The sequence below is a fragment of the Paracoccus pacificus genome, assembly GCF_042680785.1.
Classification (GTDB): Bacteria; Pseudomonadota; Alphaproteobacteria; order Rhodobacterales; family Rhodobacteraceae; genus Paracoccus; species Paracoccus pacificus.
The window spans coordinates 34,723-50,965 of sequence record NZ_JBHUEN010000008.1; the positions used below are offsets into that span (position 1 = coordinate 34,723).

At 66.1% G+C, this 16,243-nt stretch carries 18 protein-coding genes; 2 read left to right on the plus strand and 16 right to left on the minus strand.

From position 1 onward, the window contains the following. Positions 1-289 precede the first annotated feature (289 nt). The 5 genes from ACFSCT_RS03230 to ACFSCT_RS03250 all read right to left on the minus strand — a co-directional run bounded on the left by ACFSCT_RS03230 (position 290) and on the right by ACFSCT_RS03250 (position 8,148). Positions 290-706, minus strand: a complete 417-nt coding sequence (locus ACFSCT_RS03230; RefSeq protein WP_058099095.1) for a hypothetical protein — start codon at positions 704-706, stop codon at positions 290-292. 160 nt (positions 707-866) lie between these two features. Continuing rightward, positions 867-1,802 carry a DUF2493 domain-containing protein gene (locus ACFSCT_RS03235; RefSeq protein WP_058099096.1) on the minus strand — a complete coding sequence of 312 codons (936 nt, stop codon included), beginning with the start codon at positions 1,800-1,802 and terminating at the stop codon, positions 867-869. A 372-nt stretch (positions 1,803-2,174) separates the two neighbouring features. Beyond that, the gene (locus ACFSCT_RS03240; protein ID WP_058099097.1) at positions 2,175-3,218 is read right to left on the minus strand and encodes a DUF7146 domain-containing protein; all 1,044 of its coding nucleotides are present in this window, start codon (positions 3,216-3,218) and stop codon (positions 2,175-2,177) included. Next, a complete protein-coding gene (locus ACFSCT_RS03245) occupies positions 3,218-7,567 on the minus strand; it encodes a strawberry notch-like NTP hydrolase domain-containing protein (RefSeq protein ID WP_379140085.1) in 4,350 nt (1,449 codons plus the stop codon). The genes ACFSCT_RS03240 and ACFSCT_RS03245 overlap by 1 nt, the downstream gene beginning before the upstream one ends. A 158-nt stretch (positions 7,568-7,725) precedes the next feature. Beyond that, entirely contained in the window at positions 7,726-8,148 is a 423-nt protein-coding gene (locus tag ACFSCT_RS03250) for an antirestriction protein (protein WP_058098139.1), read from the minus strand. Positions 8,149-8,308: 160 nt separating this feature from the next. Between ACFSCT_RS03250 and ACFSCT_RS03255 the strand changes: the two genes are divergently transcribed. Together ACFSCT_RS03255 and ACFSCT_RS03260 are read left to right on the plus strand one after the other, a co-directional pair. Continuing rightward, a complete protein-coding gene (locus ACFSCT_RS03255; protein WP_058098140.1) occupies positions 8,309-8,566 on the plus strand; it encodes a type II toxin-antitoxin system Phd/YefM family antitoxin in 258 nt (85 codons plus the stop codon). After that, positions 8,563-8,946 carry a type II toxin-antitoxin system VapC family toxin gene (locus tag ACFSCT_RS03260; protein WP_058098141.1) on the plus strand — a complete coding sequence of 128 codons (384 nt, stop codon included), beginning with the start codon at positions 8,563-8,565 and terminating at the stop codon, positions 8,944-8,946. The genes ACFSCT_RS03255 and ACFSCT_RS03260 overlap by 4 nt, the downstream gene beginning before the upstream one ends. A gap of 17 nt (positions 8,947-8,963) precedes the next feature. On the opposite strand, the gene ACFSCT_RS03265 is transcribed toward ACFSCT_RS03260, so the two are convergent. From ACFSCT_RS03265 to ACFSCT_RS03315, 11 genes are all read right to left on the minus strand, one after another. After that, positions 8,964-9,608: an antitoxin of toxin-antitoxin stability system gene (locus ACFSCT_RS03265; RefSeq protein ID WP_088233766.1), complete on the minus strand. Its 645-nt coding sequence runs from the start codon at positions 9,606-9,608 to the stop codon at positions 8,964-8,966. Further along, the gene (locus ACFSCT_RS03270; RefSeq protein WP_012092612.1) at positions 9,601-10,017 is read right to left on the minus strand and encodes a hypothetical protein; all 417 of its coding nucleotides are present in this window, start codon (positions 10,015-10,017) and stop codon (positions 9,601-9,603) included. The genes ACFSCT_RS03265 and ACFSCT_RS03270 overlap by 8 nt, the downstream gene beginning before the upstream one ends. Positions 10,018-10,083: 66 nt before the next feature. Beyond that, the gene (locus ACFSCT_RS03275; RefSeq protein ID WP_143794786.1) at positions 10,084-10,641 is read right to left on the minus strand and encodes a hypothetical protein; all 558 of its coding nucleotides are present in this window, start codon (positions 10,639-10,641) and stop codon (positions 10,084-10,086) included. A gap of 131 nt (positions 10,642-10,772) precedes the next feature. After that, positions 10,773-11,141 (minus strand): thermonuclease family protein, encoded by a 369-nt coding sequence (locus ACFSCT_RS03280; protein ID WP_012092610.1) that lies wholly within the window; start codon positions 11,139-11,141, stop codon positions 10,773-10,775. 39 nt (positions 11,142-11,180) lie between these two features. Beyond that, a complete protein-coding gene (locus ACFSCT_RS03285) occupies positions 11,181-11,561 on the minus strand; it encodes a DUF6915 family protein (RefSeq protein WP_012092609.1) in 381 nt (126 codons plus the stop codon). Between the two features lie 10 nt (positions 11,562-11,571). Continuing rightward, on the minus strand, positions 11,572-12,060 hold the full coding sequence (locus ACFSCT_RS03290; protein WP_012092608.1) for a DUF6878 family protein: 489 nt from the start codon (positions 12,058-12,060) through the stop codon (positions 11,572-11,574). 210 nt (positions 12,061-12,270) lie between these two features. Continuing rightward, entirely contained in the window at positions 12,271-12,435 is a 165-nt protein-coding gene (locus tag ACFSCT_RS03295) for a hypothetical protein (RefSeq protein WP_166507195.1), read from the minus strand. Between the two features lie 424 nt (positions 12,436-12,859). Further along, positions 12,860-13,156 (minus strand): hypothetical protein, encoded by a 297-nt coding sequence (locus ACFSCT_RS03300; protein WP_012092597.1) that lies wholly within the window; start codon positions 13,154-13,156, stop codon positions 12,860-12,862. Then, on the minus strand, positions 13,153-13,419 hold the full coding sequence (locus tag ACFSCT_RS03305; protein WP_012092596.1) for a DUF6117 family protein: 267 nt from the start codon (positions 13,417-13,419) through the stop codon (positions 13,153-13,155). Before ACFSCT_RS03305 ends, ACFSCT_RS03300 begins: the two co-directional genes overlap by 4 nt. 71 nt (positions 13,420-13,490) lie before the next feature. Next, positions 13,491-13,967, minus strand: coding sequence for a hypothetical protein (locus tag ACFSCT_RS03310; RefSeq protein ID WP_058098278.1), 477 nt, complete (start codon positions 13,965-13,967; stop codon positions 13,491-13,493). 98 nt (positions 13,968-14,065) lie between these two features. Then, the gene (locus ACFSCT_RS03315; RefSeq protein ID WP_379140089.1) at positions 14,066-16,216 is read right to left on the minus strand and encodes a ParB/RepB/Spo0J family partition protein; all 2,151 of its coding nucleotides are present in this window, start codon (positions 16,214-16,216) and stop codon (positions 14,066-14,068) included. Positions 16,217-16,243 lie beyond the last annotated feature (27 nt).

Sequence of the window (16,243 nt, forward strand, 5' to 3'; positions counted from 1 at the left end):
TGACACCGTCCTGCTTCATCGGCCAAAGGCTCGGTCCCACAGCATCGTGAAGGGGCAAGGAAGGTGTTCGCGGAGGCCCCACGAAACGACGTGGACCGATGCAGCGGGGCATCGACCGCACGGGACTGCGGGTACGCACCGATGTCCCATTTCCAGAGCCGGGCGAAGCAGACCGGGTGCGATGGTGACATGCTGCGTCGGACCGACTTTCCGTCTTTGATGGAACGACCGTCGCCCGATGGCGCAAGCTGCCAGTCTTCCTCAGAAGTGGCTGATCGCGTCCGCCGTTTCAGCGCGAGAACACCGACTCGCCGAGGGCGTTCAGATTGACGATGGCCGAGATGCCGATGACAAGGCCGCCCATGCCGCCGAGCAGGTTGAGAACCAGCCCCGAGTCGATGGCGTTCTTGGTGATGCCATAGACAAGGGCATAGCCGGCGATGACGGCGGGCACGGCGAAGAGAGCGAGCGCAATGAGCCGCAGGGCCGGGTTCCTCGCGAAGCCAAGAACCAGGATCACAAGGGCGATCGAGAGCAAAGCGGCACCGATGGCCATGAGGCCAGACATCACGACACCGGCCCCCGCGCCCCAGGCATATTGCGCGGTCGTGATCGCCGCCATGACGGGCAAGGCATAGATCGCCAGATTGTAGGCGATCACACAGGCCGCGATGCTGAGCGAGATGGCGAGCAGGATCAGCGTCATGGAAACCTCCAGAGAACGGTTGGGGATCACGACAGGCTGCCGGGAGATACGCTCCGCCTGCGACTATGCTGCTTCGCCGGTTCTGCAAGGATGTTCCATCAAAGGCGCGGCGGCGTTTTCTGTCAAGGTTCGGCGGCTTAAAGCCGCCAGGCGGCGGGACTTACGCCCCGCCGTCGAACTTCATGACCGGGATGCCGAGCTTGCGGGCCTTGTCGGCGAGATTCTCCTGAATCCCGGTACCGGGGAAGACGAGGACGCCGACCGGCAGCACGTCCAGCATGGCATCGTTTCGCTTGAACGGCGCGGCCTTGGCGTGCTTGGTCCAGTCGGGCCGGAAGGCGACCTGAAGCACCTTGCGGTGATCGGCCCAGCGGGAGGCGATCAGTTCGGCTCCCTTCGGCGACCCGCCGTGCAGCAACACCATGTCGGGGTGCTTGGCATGGACCTGATCGAGCTTCGCCCAGATCAGGCGGTGATCGTTGAAGTCGGCGCCGCCGGTCACGGCCACCTTAGGGCCGGCGGGCAGCATCACCTCGGTCTCGGCCCGGCGCTTGGCGGCAAGGAAGTCTCTGGAGTCGATCATCGCGGCAGTCAGGTTGCGATGGTTGACCATCGAGCCGGTGCGCGGCCGCCAGGCGCTGCCGGTGTGGTGCTCGAAAGCCTCGGCGGCGAGGTCGCGGAAGAGTTCCATGCTGGCGCGCCGTTCAATCAGGGTCTGCCCCTCGGCCGTAAGGCGTTCGAGTTCGACCGACTTCACCTCGCTGCCGTCCTGTTCCCGCTGCATCCGGCGCTGCGCCTGCTCGTTGGCGTCTAGATCGCGTTCGACCCGGCTGGTGGCGCGGTGGAAGAGATTGGCGGCCCCCCAGAGCAGCTCTTCGAGATCGGGTTCGAGACGGGTGTCACTGAGCGTCGCCACAAGGGCGTCGAAGATGTCTGTGACGGCTACAGCGACGGTATTGCCCTCGGGGAGCGGCCGGGGATCAGGTTCGTCCTGGAACGGGCGCCAGCCGTAGAGCTGGAGTTCGGTGAGGGCGTGATCGGTCTGGGAGGAGGTGTGGACCGGCTCGGCCCCTGCATATTCGGGATCAAACGTCATCGGTTGCGTCCTTCGTCTGGAGACCGCGCCCATCGCGGCCTTCGCAGGCGTCGAAGCGCACGGGCGGGACGGGTTGACAGCCCTCGCCCGCTCGGCGAGGGCCTTGATGGCCGGGTGCGGCTAATTTGCCTTTCGCGATGCAAAGGCGGGGCCAGAGACGGGGTCCCCACGCGACCTGTCGCGTGGGGTGGCTCCCCGCCGGCGGAAATTAGTCGCTCCCGGCCATTGCCTGCCCGTCCCGTTTGTGCGCCGATCGCCCTCTCCGAAGGCCGTGGGTGCGGGACTCTCCGGCGGTGGATGCACCTGCCGATGCCAAGCGAACGAAACCGGCAGAGGCCGAGCCGGACCGAGCCTCCGGGGCCGATCACACCCTCACCCTTCCATGAAACGGCGGACGTCTTCGGGATGAAGCTGATCCTTCAAGGCCGCCCCGAGGGCATCGGCGCCATGGCGTCGCAGATCATCGTTGAAATCGCCCTCGCGCGGCATGAGCGAGACCGCCTCGATCCCGAGATCGGCTGCTCTGGCGGCCAGTCGGTCTCTTGCACCGTCCCCGGCCGGGTCGCGATCGCGCAGGACATAGAGCCTGCGCAGCGACGGCGGGAACAGGATGGCGGCGAGGTGAGCGGCCGAAAGCGCCGCCAGCATCGGCATGCGGGGCAGGACCTGGCGCGGCGACAGCACGGTCTCGATGCCCTCGCCGGCGGCGAGCACCTCATCGGCGATGCCGAAGCGGACCGCGTGGCCGAGAAGGTCGCCCATCGCCCGCCGCGGTGTCTCGACAGGCGCCTTGCCGGAACCGTCCGGGGCGAGCCATGTGCGATGCGCGCCGGTCTGGTGGCCGGTGAGATCGGTGACGGCGGCGACCACCGCCGGCCTGATCTCGGTGGGCGCATGCTCGTTGGGCCTGTAATAGCACCGGGGATGGTAGCGCAGCGCGGTGGTGCCTTCGAGCGTGGTGATCGCTCGCCGGTTGAGGTAGATCGCAGCAAGGGTGCCGTGGATCGGCTGCGCCATGGCGAAGAGCCGCCGCGACGCTTCAGGCGAACCGGGTGCCGCGCCGGATGTGCTGTCGGTCGGCGCTCTCGTCTTTGCCGGTTCGGGATGCGGGAGGGCGAGGAAGCGGCGCGCTTCCTCAGCCACGTCCTTGAAATCGGCGAGGCCGAGCGCCTCGCGGATGACGTCGAGAAGGTCGCCATGCTCTCCCGTCGCCATGTCACTCCACTTGCCCGCCGCACCCTTGCCGGATTCCGGGCCGGTCAGTCGCACGAACATGGAGCGTCCTGGGGTGTTCTGCACGTCACCGACCAGCCAGTATCGCCCGGCGCGGTGGCCGGACGACAGGTAGTGGCGGCAGACCGCCTCGGCCTCTCGGCCAAGGCGGATCGCCAGTTCGGATGCGTCGTGCCTGGGCATCAGGCTGCCTCCCGCTCGCCGATGCGCTCGACCGGCCAGCGGTCGAAGAGCTTCCCGAGGATCGCCGGACCGCTGGCATCGACCGGCACGAACATGCGCAGCTTCCAGGAGATGATCTCGTGGAACAGCCCATAGGCCGTGAGGCGCTGGCGCATGGTGTCGGTGAAACCCGACAGCTCGATCCGGTTTGCCCCCATGACCCGGACCCGGCGAAGCTGGAGGCCCTCAGCGAGATCGAGGATGGTCCGACTTTCCAGCAGCGCCGCGAAGGCATCGTCCGGCGAGACCGAGGTGATGCCGGTCTCGGTCGCATTGGCCGCCCAAGCCGGGGAGACCTTGCGGCCGATGATGCGCTCGCCGGCGTCAGACTGAAGCCGATAGACGCGAGTGGAGTCGTTCGGCAGCCGCTTCCAGATCGGTAGCAGCAGGCCCGTCACCATGTGCAAGTTGGACTCGGCGAACTCCGGCACCTCCGCGACTTCGGCTTCCCAGGCCGATGCGAAGGCATCCCTGTCGGCTTCGACCCAATGGGTCTCGCGCATCATCCTGACCTGGACGTTCTGCGCTTCCATCGGCCGGATCAGCCGGACGCGGCGCTCGATCTCGCCATCGTCCAACATCACGCTGGTGGTGGGGATCTGCACCGCTGCCCGGCCTGAGCGCTCGTTGATCAGCAGCCTGGCGCGGGGATCGTCGAGTTCCGCCAGCGCGGCGTCGAGCGTCACCGGGCGGTTGCGCCTGCGTTCGGTGATGGTCAGCAGGCTGGTCTCGGCCCCGGTGCGCGGGTGCGTGTAGATCACCTGCCGATCCGTCACTACGAAGCTCTCGGCGCGCAGGGTCTCCAGCCCGGCGTCATAGGTGCCGGAGGCGATGGCGCCCTCGATGCGGGCGGTCAGAAGTTGTTCGAAGGCGGTGAAGAGGATGCCCTGAAGCTCGATGGTCAGCGCCAGCAGCCGGTTGAGGAAGGTGGTGATGGCCGGCAAATTGTCCTTGATGCCGTTCGCATCCATCAGCTTCAACCCGGTGGCAGCCTCGAACCGCTCCAGTGAGCAGCCGTCGACCTTGCCGCGCACCAGCAGGAGATAAAGCTGGCGCAGCGCGTCACGGGCGTAATGCGATTCCAGGTTATCTTCCGGGCGGAACAGGCCCTGACCACCGGTCTGGCGCTGGCCGCGCGTAATCGCGCCCAGCGTGTCAAGACGGCGGGCGATGGTCGAGAGGAAGCGCTTCTCGGCCTTCACATTGGTCGAGATCGGTCGGAACAGTGGCGGCTGTGCCTGGTTGGTGCGATGCGTGCGGCCGAGGCCCTGGATGGCGGCGTCCGCCTTCCACCCGGCTTCGAGGAGATAGTGGACACGCAGCCGGGTATTCTTCGCCGACAGTTCGGCGTGATACGACCGGCCCGTGCCGCCCGCATCGGAAAAGACCAGCACGCGCTTCTGATCGTCCATGAAGGCTTGCGTCTCGGCCAGGTTGGCCGAACCGGCGCGGCTTTCCACGACGAGCCAGTCGATGGTGACGCTGCGTTTGCGGACGATACGGCGCGAACGACCCGTGACCTCGGCCACCGTGTCGGTCCCGAAATACTGGATGATCTGGTCGAGCGCGCCGGGAACCGGCGGCAGGCTGGCGAGGCTTGCGATCATCTCGTCGCGCCGGGCCGCGGCCTCGCGGCTCTCGACCGGCTGGCCATCACGATAGACCGGGCGCGAGGACAGATTGCCCTCGCTGTCGGTGAACGGCTCGTAGAGTTGGACCGGGAAGGAATGGGCAAGGTAATCTAGGACATATTCGCGCGGCGACAGGTCCATTTTCAGATCGCCCCATTCCTCGGTGGGGATCTCTGCCAGCCGCCGTTCCATCAGCGCCTCGCCGGTCGAGACGATCTGGATGACGGAAGAATGTCCCGCTTCCAGATCGGCCGTGATGGACCGGATCAGCGTCGGGGTTTTCATCGACGTCAACAGGTGCCCGAAGAACCTCTGCTTGGCGCTCTCAAAGGCCGAGCGGGCGGCGGACTTGGCCTGCCGGTTCAGCGTGCCGGACCCGCCCTCGCCGCCGGTGATGTTGGCGGCCTGCATCGCCGCATCGAGATTGTTATGGATGATGGCGAAGGCATCGGCATAGCTGTCGTAGATGCGGACCTGTTCAGGGGTCAGTTCGTGGTCGAGCAACTCGTATTCCACGCCTTTGAAGGACAGCGAGCGGGCGGTGTAGAGGCCAAGCGCCCGCAGGTCGCGGGCCAGCACCTCCATCGCCGCGACGCCGCCGGCCTCGATCGCCTCGACGAACTCCGCCCTGGTCGAGAAGGGGAAATCCTCGCCGCCCCAGAGACCGAGCCGCTGCGCATAGGCGAGATTGTGGACGGTGGTGGCGCCGGTGGCCGAGACATAGACGACTCGGGCATCGGGAAGCGCATGCTGGATGCGCAGCCCGGCACGGCCCTGCTGCGAGGCGGCGACATCGCCGCGTTCTCCCCTGCCTCCTGCGGCATTGGCCATGGCATGCGCCTCGTCGAAAATCACCACCCCATCGAAGTCTGTGCCCAACCATTCGACGATCTGTTTGACCCTGGAAACCCTTGTCCCCCGGTCGTCGGAGCGCAGCGTGGCATAGGTTAGAAACAGGATGCCTTCGTTCAGCGTGATGGGCTTGCCTTGCGGGAATCGCGACAGCGGCGTGACCAGCAGCCGCTCCATGCCGAGCGCCGACCAGTCACGTTGCGCGTCCTCCAACAGCTTGTCGGATTTCGAGATCCAGATCGCCTTACGCCGCCCCTGCATCCAGTTGTCGAGGATGATGGCGGCGGATTCCCGACCCTTGCCGACGCCGGTGCCGTCGCCGATCATGAAGCCCTGACGGAAACGGATTGCTCCCTCGGCATCCTCCGGCGCGGCGGCGAGATTGTCGAGCGTGTCATCGATCGTCCAGCCCCCGGCGAGGAAGCCCCCATGGGCCTCGCCCGCATAAATCACGGTCTCCAGCTGCGCCTCGGACAGCTTGCCGAGAATGTCGTTGGGAAGCGTCGGCCGATAGCTGGGCTTCGGCGGCGCGATGCTCGCCATCGAGGCCGACTGCACGAGCTGGGTAGGATGCGCCTGCGCCCCGTCGATGCGGATGGTCTGAAGCCCGTATTCCTCGTAGATCGCGTCGGAGAGGCCGCCGCCCTCGGCCGGTTCCCAATCCACGGTCTCGTAGGCGACCGGCACGGCCTCCGGTTCCGCAAGGGGCGCGGCGGGCGCGGATCGCGCGGCGCGGTTGACGTAGCCGCGCACGGTGCGGGGCGCGGTGGGTCGTGCGACCGGCACCGTCAGGCCGGGATCGACCGGCAGCCGCGTGGGAAGCAGGTCGGCTAGCCAGGCGATCAGCGTGGCCACGTCCGGCGCGACACCAGGCGCTGCCGGAAACACCGCCGCATCTTCGGCCGGCAGCTTGTCGATGACCGTGAGCCGGGTCGGGACAGTGGTGCCTTGCTTGGCATAGACCGAGCCGTCGATGGCGGCGGAAAAGGTGACGCGACCGCGTTCCTGCAGCCGGGTCCAGGAGGCGGTCCACGCCGGATTATCGGGGGCGAAGCTCGCGCCGGTGATGGTCACGAGCCGTCCGCCGGGCGCAAGACGCGCCAGCGCCGAAGCGACATGGCGAAAGGCGGCGTCACGCATGCGCCCCTCGACATTGGCCATGACCGAGAACGGTGGATTCATCAGCACGACGGTCGGGACAAGGCAGGGATCGAGATGGTCATCGATCTGGGCCGCGTCGAAGCGGGTAACGGAAAGGGCCGGAAAGAGAGAGGAAAGCAGGCCGGCGCGCATCTCGGCCAGTTCATTTACGAGAAGCGTGCCGCCGGCGATCTCGGCCAGGATGGCGAGGAGCCCGGTGCCGGCCGAGGGCTCCAGCACACGGTCGGCAGGCGTGATCGCCGCCGCCGTGACCGCCGCGAAACCGAGCAGGATCGGGGTGGAGAACTGCTGGAAGGTCTGCGCTTCTTCCGAGCGGCGCGTATGCGTCGGCAGAAGCCCGGAGATCTTGCCGAGCTGCGGCAGGATCGCCGACTTCGAGGCGGCTTTACGGAAAAGCACATTGCCGTATTTGCGCAGGAAGAGGACGGTCGCAGCCTCGCAGGCATCATAGGCCAGCTTCCAGGTCCAGGCGCCGGTGGCATCGGAAGCGCCGAAACCCGCTTCCATCGCGCCGCGCAGCGTGGCGGCATCGACGCGCTGACCGCGCTCCAGATGCGGCAGCAGTAGGCCGGCAGCGGTGAATATGCGGGCTGCGGTCTCGGCGTCGTGGTCGCGCGGAAGCGGCGCGGTGGCGGATGCCGCCGCGGATGCGGAAATCATGTTCATCGGGGATTCCTCGGGAGAGCAAGTCAGGATCAAGCCGGGCAGCGCTCTCTCTCGACCGCACCGGCTCAAACCCCTTCCGGCCCATCTCTCGCTCTGAAGCCGTGGCGAAAGCAGGCATGAAACAAGCGCCCGACCGTCAGGCTGGGCGCTTGTGGGTTTCAGTCGATGGCCTGGAAGATCGCCGCCGCCTCCGGGTGATTGGCGGCATGTTCGTAGAGACGGCCATAGCCCTCGGCGAGTTCGTCGTCATCGTAGCGGAAGGAAAGATGCGAGAAGGCGAAGAGCGTGGCGATGATCCCAGCCGCATCGCATGAGACCTCGCCCTCGAAACCGTTGCCTTCGCAGAACAGGAGGTAACGGGGCTTTGATGTCGGCGCGAGATAGAGCGGCTGGCCGGCGCGTTCGTAGAAATCCCAGAGCCCGCCGCCGTAATCGGCGGGGCTGAGGATCTCCATGAATCGGAAGACGGCATGCTCGCCGATGATGAGCAGGCGCCGGCCGAAAAGGCGCGGCAGGAACTTCATGCGGCGCGCGTCGGGGACACGGGTTGCGGATTGAGAAGCAAGTTCGGGCAAAGCCATGATCGGTCTCCTGGAGGGAAAGGGACGGCAGCCGGACGACCCTCTCTCAACCCGTCCGGAGGCACCCTCTCCCGGCCCTCCTCTCGCTCTGGGGGCTTGAAATGGACCATTCTATGGACCATCTTGGCAGGATAGCGGAGAACATCTGGAGCGATGTGCGATGAGGGTTTCTGTCACCGAGGCGAAAGGGCAGCTCACCGAACTGGTGAAACGCGCCGAGGCCGGCGACGAGGTGATCCTGACCCGGCGGGGCCATGAGGTCGCCCGCCTCGTGCGGGTTGCTGTCGCAGCGACCCCGAAAGGCCGGCGTGCGCTGATGGAGCGGGTCCGGGCCACGGCGCGGGGCAAGGCACTGCCCGGCGCCGATGCCGCGCGCAGTCAGGACTTCCTCTATGGTGATGACGGGATGCCGGCGTGATCGTCGTCGACACCTCGGCGCTGATGGCGATCGTGCTGGACGAGCCGCAGGCCGAGACCTGCATGGCGGCGATCGAGGCGGCGGACGGATTGCTGATCTCGGCCGGAACCGTGGCCGAGACGCTGATCGTGGCCGGGCGCCGCAATGTTGGGGAAGAGATTGCCGCCCTGATCGAGGGCCTTGGGTTCGAGGTCGTCTCCGTCACGGAGGCTTCGGCACGCAGGATCTCCGAAGCCTATGCCCGCTGGGGCAAGGGCGTTCATCCCGCCGGTCTCAACTACGGCGATTGCTTCGCCTATGAGGTCGCGAGCGAGCGCGGCTGTCCGTTGCTCTTTGTCGGCGATGATTTCTCACGGACGGACCTGCGGTCGGTACTGTAACCCCGGAAAGCCGGGCTTTAGCCGAAGCGATTCCCATCAACTGTGAAGCTGTATTCGTTGGCACCGATGGCCTCATCGACCGCCTCATCCGAAGTCAGGTCATCGTAGTCGCGCTCAAGCTGGCGATAGAGCCAACGCGCGAGATCGCGCAATGCCTCGATGACGGTCTCCTCGGCATCGGCGGTCATGCCCTGCCCTGTCGGGCTGTCGCGGGTGACCGAGATCGCCATGCAGTATTCGTGATAGTATCGCCCCCGATGGGTCGTCTCGGCCGTCAACTGGTAGAAGTTGCGGCGTTGCGCCTGATGTAGGGCATCCGCGATGCGGTGCAGCTCCGCATCCTTCGGCGCATAGGCACGGATTTCCGCCGCCGTGCCTTTGCGATAGGAATAGTGGCCTTCGAACGCGGCGCCATCGCCCTGCGACCAGAAGCCCGTAAACCAGATGCAAGGCTCTTGTCGCACGCCGCCGCCCATGAGGCGGACGGTGCGGGTCTTGATGCGGATGCCGAGGATGTCCGCGATCCGCCGGAAATCCTCATAGACGGCATCGTACCAATCGTAGTCGAAGCCGCCCTCGCGATACCAGGCGCGGGCATTGTCTTTCGCGGCTTCGGAAAGCTCGTCGAGCCGATAGACCGTGGTTTCGATGACGTCAGGCATTGGGGTCGCCCCCGTCCAGAACGGTGGAAAGCCAACCGTCGGTGTAGATCCAGTCCACCGTCTCGCCGGTGGCGAGGTCGAGGACATGCGCGCCGCCCCCGAACCCGTCGATTCTCGGACGTGAGCAGGTATTGGCGTATTGCATCCCCCATAGCCCGGTCAGGCCGAACGCGGCGGCACAGCGTTTGACGAACTGGATGACATGCTCGGGATCGCCGGTGCCGTCATCGCGCATCCAGAGCTGGGTGCCGCCATGTTCGGGCTGGATCGAAAGCATGAAGCCGTCCGAGGGCGGATCTTCGGCGGCGTTTTCACGCGCCAGCGCGTTGTAGAGATCAAGCGCGCGGGCGGCGTTCTCGGGGCTGCCCACGTCGAGCAGGCAGGAGAAATGGGTGAAGTAGTCGGCCATGACAGGCTCCTGAAACGAGAAAGCCCGGCGCGGGGCCGGGCCGAATGGGTGGGAATGGGCAACAGGTCAGGCGGCTTGTGGCAGCCGAACCAGATCGGCAGTCGTCTCGCGCCAGAAGGGATCGACCAGCCGCGCCTCGAGCAGGTTGGCGCGGTGGCGGAGATCACGAGCGGATACTGCATCGCCGCGCCCGGATGCCGTGAAGGCCATGCCCCGCAGACGGCTGGCCTCCGTGACGATGCGGCGGGCCTCGGCGTCGGACGCGACCGGGTGCTGCCAGAGCACGCTCCCGGCCCGGACCTGACCGGCAAGGACAAGGCCCAGTTCTTTGTCCTGAATGACCATGACGCGGGGGCGAAAGCGCAGCGCATCGCCCTGTCCAGCGCGGAAATCACCGCGCCCAACGCGCTGGCTGGCGATGGTCATCGCCTCTTCGGGGGATTGGCACTGCCCGATGACGAGCGTGCGGTCTAAGCGGCCGACGTCATCGTTTTCGTCATCGCTGGCGATACCGATGCAGGAGATGCACAGAGGCAGCTTCTGGGCGTGACGCAGCCGGGGCAGGATCTGTCGCGCGACAATTTCGCCGATCGAGGCGAAAGTGGTGTGGTGGGAAAGGCTCATGGGGAATGCTCCGCGACGGACGGCGGAAGCCCCTCTCCCGCCTCACAATCCGTCACGGCCAACCGGCCCGCACTCTTACTCTCCCGTCCCGACGGTGGATCGTCCCGCACCTCGGCGGGACGATCCGGCGATCAGCACCAGGGCTCACGCCGCCCGGCCCAGGTTCTCGCCAGCCCTTCATCGACGAGAATATCGCCGACATCGCGGCCTTCGACGCGTATCGCCGCCAGGGTCCGGCCATAGCGGTCGGTCCCCTGACGCAGGATTTCGACCCGCCGACCTTGCAGGATTTCCGCCAGCCTGATCTTCGCTTGCCGGGCAAGGTCGGTTTCATGGATGCAGCGGCCCTCCATTTCGGGAGCGTCGATGTTGAATATCCGAACAGCTTCGGACTGCTGTCCCATACCCAGCCGGATCGAGTCACCGTCCCAGACGCGGATTTCCGCCGGCTCGCAGGAAGCCGTGCAGAGCAGGACGGAGATGACGATATGGCTGAGCATGGCAAGAGGCTTTCATAAGGGGGAGGCTGACGCGACTGCTCAGACTTCTTCCTGAAGTCGGCCATTGACGCAATGCGGATCGACCTCCGCCTCGATCCGCTGCGTCCGCCCCATCCAAGGCGCCGGGTGGATTGCCCGCGCCCAATCGGCGAAGGACGGGATACGGCCCAGATCCTCGCGGACATGCTGCTCCCCGACCCATCGGGCCGGGATCACCCTGCCGGTGGACAGGGTGATCGTCGCCCCGAAAATGGTCTCGGCCATGAAGATGCCCTCGGCATGGTGGCGAAGCGCGCGATGACGAAAATCGGCCAGGATCTCCTTGCTGGCATCGAACCAGCTATGGATGGGCAAGTAATCCTCGACCGTGCCGCCCCATTTCTTCACCGACGAGAGCGCATGATGATAGGGATGTGCCATTTCCGCCCCCTCAGAACTCGTGACTGTAGAATTCGGTGGCGGTGTAGCGCTCGTTGTAGTCGAGCGTGATGGTGCGCGCCGCCACATCGAAGCTGAACTCGCCATAGGCGCCATCATTGTTCTCCCAGCCGCCATGGGTTTCCGAGAGGAAGTCATAGGCGAGCTGTTCGATGGCCGCCTCAACGCCCATTGAGATTGCGGTCACCTTGTCGGTTCCCCATGCCACCGTGGCAATGGTGATCTCGCCCTGCGGCAGGTCCACGGTCCGGTCGTCCGATTGCGCGGTGATGTCCTCGATCTGGCCGCTGTCGCCAGAACCGTCGAAGGTGACGGTCACGAGAGTGATGCCTGCGGCGGCCAGCGCATCGAACAGCGCCGTCTTGTTGTCGGGACGGACCGCTTCAGCGCGACGGTTGCGCTCATCGCGCTCGGCGAAGAAGCGCGCGACGCTGGCGGCCATGTCGAATTCCGGCGTGGCTGGTTTGTCGGTATCGGTCATTGGATGATCCTCCAGGAGAGCGGGATGATATGGCCCGGCGGCGCTCTCCTCTCCTTCCGCCAGGCTCGCCCCGATCCCGGCCCAACTCTCCCTTTCCAGAGCCGAGGCGAGGCCTCGGCACCGCCGCTGGCGATGCGCAGCCTGCGCATGGCACAAGGCCCGGCTGCGCCTGACGCGGGCCGGGCCGTCGGGCGGAGGCGCTTTCGCGCCTCAGCCGAAGGGATCGAGTTCGAGCTTCACCATCTCTTCGTCGCCGTCGAACTCGTCGGCGGGCATGGCGCCGTGGGTGCCGTCCCCGGCCTGGAACACGACGATCACGACCATCAGCGTGGTGGCGAGGCTGGCGGCGAAAGCGGTGGCATCTGCGTAGGACATGGGTTCCGGCTCCTGTCTTTGGAGGCGGGGGACCATCCCCCGCGCGACAGGCGCCCGAAGTGTCTGACCGGATCTGCAATCACCCTCGGGCGTTCGGATTCTTTCCGAATCCCCGAGGGCGGCACGCGCGCGTAAGCCGACCCCACCGGGGTTGAATGCAAAGAGACGGTCGGACCAAGGTTAGCGAATGGAAGCGGGGGATGGTGCTTTGCGTCGAGCCGGTGCCGGAAACCCGTCGCAGATGCTTTGCTGCGCCAGCCTCGTTGCCGGCGGATATTCAGGGTGTGTTTCAGGCCGGGGACGGAACCCGTTGCCCCCACAACACCAAGGAGTTGGCGCAATGGTGAAGCTCGAACTCGATCCATCGCTGCTTGTGCAGCGATACCCGATAGCCCCGTGTGCAAGGTTCGGCTTTCAGGGCCGGTCAGTCCCAGAACCCATCGGCGATTTCGCGGGCGATCATGGCGCGGGCCTTCATCATCACATCGTCGCCGGAGGTGTCGATATGACCGAAAAAGCGCGTCCGGGCGCCATGGGCCGTCCAGTCGGCATAGCGGCAGTATTCGCGGGCATCGAGCCGGAAGGCGCGCATGTCCTCGGCCCAATGCGGTTTCGGTTCCACGATGACGGTGACGCCGTTGCGGGTTTCCTCCCAGGGAAGCGAGCGCTCCGATGGCGGATTGCGGCGGTCATCGGCGAAGATTTCATCGACCGTCATCATGATGCGCCCCCATCTTCGGCCTTCTCGACAAAGCCGGCAGGATCGTCGGGATCCGGCGGCAGATAGGCGTCATAGGGGTTGCCGCTTGCGAGATGGCCGAACGGCGTGAAGACGTAATCACCCCCGTCGCGGCCGACCGCGCACAGGACATAGCGTGTCTCACGGGTCGCGGCGTCGAGGCATTCCATAAGGGCGAGATTGCCGTCATCGGCAGCACGAAGCAGAGTGTCGAAGTTCGTTCGAACGGGATCGGGAATGGCCATTGTGTTCTCCTGAAACGAAGAAGGCCCGCCGTCACGGGACAAGCGGGCCGGATGAACGGGATCGGCGAACGTCACGCGGCAGCTCGACCCTCGACGGCGTCGGCGCCTGCCTCGTCGGCGGTGATCTCCTCGAGGCGCGCGCGGGTGTAGCCGTTCCTGGCTAGCCAGAGTTCGGCCGCCTCGTGGTTCTCCGCGAGGTGCAGCAATTCGACGTTCTCTCCGACATCCTGCACAACGCGGACTTGACCGATCTTCGGGCGTTCGATCACCCGGAAGCTCAGATCGCTGTCGATGCCGTAGCTGCGCATGACGGTGATAAGAATGATGCCGCCTTCGCCGAAATCGCCTTCATGCAGGGTGAAGGACGGCGTGGTCGTGTAGGTCGGGCGCTCGCGGCCCGGTTCCTTGCGCACGAGACGACCGGCCCCGTTGCGGGATTTCCACGCGGCGAGCTTCTTGGTGAAACGTGCGGGCGGCTTCGGCTGGCCGTCGCTGTAGGCCACGAGCGAGCCGAGCGGCACGATGTCGAAGATGAGGGAAGCGGACATGATCTTGCTCCTGAAACGAAAGCGGCCCGGCGAGATGCCGGGCCTTGAGATGGAAGGGATGGAATGCGGGGCGACGGAGGCCGCCCCGCTGATTCGCGTCACTCGGCGGCGACGAGGGCCTCCGGATCGTCGGCGGCCTCGGCCGTGTCCTCATGGCCACCGGCGAGGAAGTCGGGCAGCGCCACGCTGTCCTCGTCCTGATCGGTCGCGCCATCCACGGCCTGCGCCTCGATGGCGGGGCGCAGCGGCTCCGGCAGCCAGCCGGTATCGGCCAGGAGCCGTTCGGCCTCCTTCGCCATGTCGCCCTTCTTGAGATGCGCGATGAGATCGGCCGCGCGATCGCCGGCACCCTCGCGCACCGCCTCGATGATGCGGGTCTTGGTCACGCGGCCCAGATAGTTCTCGACCGTTGGCCTCCAGCCCGCTTCGACGAGGTCGAGGCCGGTGGCCTGCGCCAGCCGTTCGGCCTCGGCCATGCGGCGGTCGAGACCGTGCTGCGAGATGCCATTCCCCGAATAGGGGTTGGGCCGCTCGTAGAGCGCGTTGACGCCGAAACTGACGCAATGCGCAAGCAGCGCCAGGCGGCTGGCATCGTCGAGACCGTCGATCCAGTCCCAGAGCCGGTCGTCATCACCGGAGGGAATGTCCCCCCGCCAGGCGTCCGCGCGCTCGTCGATCATCTTCGCGGCGGCGCTGTCAGCGAGCCCGGTCGCATCCGTGGGAAGATAGATGTGACGCACGGCGGCATAGAGGCTGGTTCCCGAGGTGGCGGTGCGCTCGAAAGTATCGAGAACCAGCTTGTGCAGCAGCGCCGTCATGGCGACGCGCGGATTCTTGGCAAGCGCATTGCGCAGCGCCAGCGTCCGCCAGGCGGTCAGGTCGGTCACGAGTCGCTCGGGCAACGGCTTGACGGCATCGTCATCCTCTTCATCGGCGTCCGGGACGGGCTCGCCGCCGACGGTGATGACCGCGCGCTGCACCGCATCGGGATCGGACGGGTCCGCACCCTCGGTGGCATCCTCGCCATCGACGGTCTCGGGTTGTTCGTCCTCGGAGCGGACGTAGCCGTTGCTGACGATCAACTCGCCATCGCGGCCGATGCTGACGAAGACACCGGCACGAGCGATGTCTTCCGGCGCGAAGGTGACAGGCCGATTCTCGAAGGCTTCCAGCTCGGCTTCGATTTCCCCGAGCCGCTGATCGACCTCATCGGGCAGCTCGTCGGCTTCGGCATACTGCGCTTCGAGTTCGTCATACTCGTCGCGCAGCGCCTCTCGGGTGGCGCGTTCCTCGTCGGTCAGTTCCTGGGTCACGCCGACCAGCCTGCGCAACCCGTTGGTGTGGCCGTAGGGCAGCTCGACTGCCGCGTCGATCCACTTCCAGCCCTGACCGGCGATCTCGTCGGCGACGGTGCGCAGCTTCTCGTCGACCAGCCGGTCGAGAAGCGTGACGTCCTGCAACCAGCCGCCGTTCTCCTCGGAGAAGAGGTCGCGCAGCACCGGGCCACCCGCCGCATCGTAAGCGTCAACGCCAATGAAGCGGGCGCGCTTGTCGGCGGCCGGAACCGTGGTCTCGGTCAGCATGTTGCGGATCTGCCAGGGTTCCTTCTGCCACGACGTGCTGATGCGCTCCCAGACCTGCTGCTGGCGCTCGTGGTCGGGGTTGACGGTGAAGGCTTCCAGCATCGCCAGCGTCATCTCGTTGCGCGCATAGGCGTCGTGCAGCGTCGGCGCAACGGTGGCGAGGCGAAGACGCTGCATGATGTAGCGCGGGGTGGTCCGCCATGCGTCGGCGATCTCCTCCTTCGACATGCCCAGGTCGAACATCCGCTTGAACGCCTTGAACTGGTCGAGCGGATGCAGGGCGAGGCGCAGCAGGTTCTCGGCCAGCGAGTCGTCCACGGCCGAGGTCTTGGCGTCGGCCTTCTTGACGATGCAGGGCACGAGCCCTTCGGCCGGGAAGCGACCGGCCTCGACAAGGCGCGCGATGGACCTGTAGCGGCGGCCGCCGGCCGGGGTTTCGAACTCGCCGGTCTCATTGCCGTCCTCGTCGAGGATGGCGCGGACATTGAGACCCTGCACGAGATCCTCGCGCCGGTCGATGTCATGGGTAAGTTCGTCCAGACCCGCCTCGACATCGGTCTCGCGGACATTGCTGTCCGACAGCCTGATGCGGTTGAACGGAATGTCGCGCGCCCGCGAAAAGACGATCATCGGGGCGACGGGCTTCTTCCTGGCAGCTTTGGCCATGGTGATTTCTCCGCGACGGGCGGCCGG

What these genes read in the sequence shown, in the direction of transcription:
- ACFSCT_RS03230 (WP_058099095.1), bottom strand. Translation starts at nt 706, where the DNA reads ATGACGCTGATCCTGCTCGCCATCTCGCTCAGCATCGCGGCCTGTGTG.
- ACFSCT_RS03300 (WP_012092597.1), bottom strand. Translation starts at nt 13,156, where the DNA reads ATGATGACGGTCGATGAAATCTTCGCCGATGACCGCCGCAATCCGCCA.
- ACFSCT_RS03265 (WP_088233766.1), bottom strand. Translation starts at nt 9,608, where the DNA reads ATGCCTGACGTCATCGAAACCACGGTCTATCGGCTCGACGAGCTTTCC.
- ACFSCT_RS03275 (WP_143794786.1), bottom strand. Translation starts at nt 10,641, where the DNA reads ATGAGCCTTTCCCACCACACCACTTTCGCCTCGATCGGCGAAATTGTC.
- ACFSCT_RS03315 (WP_379140089.1), bottom strand. Translation starts at nt 16,216, where the DNA reads ATGGCCAAAGCTGCCAGGAAGAAGCCCGTCGCCCCGATGATCGTCTTT.
- ACFSCT_RS03295 (WP_166507195.1), bottom strand. Translation starts at nt 12,435, where the DNA reads ATGTCCTACGCAGATGCCACCGCTTTCGCCGCCAGCCTCGCCACCACG.
- ACFSCT_RS03310 (WP_058098278.1), bottom strand. Translation starts at nt 13,967, where the DNA reads ATGTCCGCTTCCCTCATCTTCGACATCGTGCCGCTCGGCTCGCTCGTG.
- ACFSCT_RS03250 (WP_058098139.1), bottom strand. Translation starts at nt 8,148, where the DNA reads ATGGCTTTGCCCGAACTTGCTTCTCAATCCGCAACCCGTGTCCCCGAC.
- ACFSCT_RS03285 (WP_012092609.1), bottom strand. Translation starts at nt 11,561, where the DNA reads ATGGCACATCCCTATCATCATGCGCTCTCGTCGGTGAAGAAATGGGGC.
- ACFSCT_RS03245 (WP_379140085.1), bottom strand. Translation starts at nt 7,567, where the DNA reads ATGAACATGATTTCCGCATCCGCGGCGGCATCCGCCACCGCGCCGCTT.
- ACFSCT_RS03235 (WP_058099096.1), bottom strand. Translation starts at nt 1,802, where the DNA reads ATGACGTTTGATCCCGAATATGCAGGGGCCGAGCCGGTCCACACCTCC.
- ACFSCT_RS03270 (WP_012092612.1), bottom strand. Translation starts at nt 10,017, where the DNA reads ATGGCCGACTACTTCACCCATTTCTCCTGCCTGCTCGACGTGGGCAGC.
- ACFSCT_RS03280 (WP_012092610.1), bottom strand. Translation starts at nt 11,141, where the DNA reads ATGCTCAGCCATATCGTCATCTCCGTCCTGCTCTGCACGGCTTCCTGC.
- ACFSCT_RS03305 (WP_012092596.1), bottom strand. Translation starts at nt 13,419, where the DNA reads ATGGCCATTCCCGATCCCGTTCGAACGAACTTCGACACTCTGCTTCGT.
- ACFSCT_RS03290 (WP_012092608.1), bottom strand. Translation starts at nt 12,060, where the DNA reads ATGACCGATACCGACAAACCAGCCACGCCGGAATTCGACATGGCCGCC.
- ACFSCT_RS03240 (WP_058099097.1), bottom strand. Translation starts at nt 3,218, where the DNA reads ATGCCCAGGCACGACGCATCCGAACTGGCGATCCGCCTTGGCCGAGAG.
- ACFSCT_RS03255 (WP_058098140.1), top strand. Translation starts at nt 8,309, where the DNA reads ATGAGGGTTTCTGTCACCGAGGCGAAAGGGCAGCTCACCGAACTGGTG.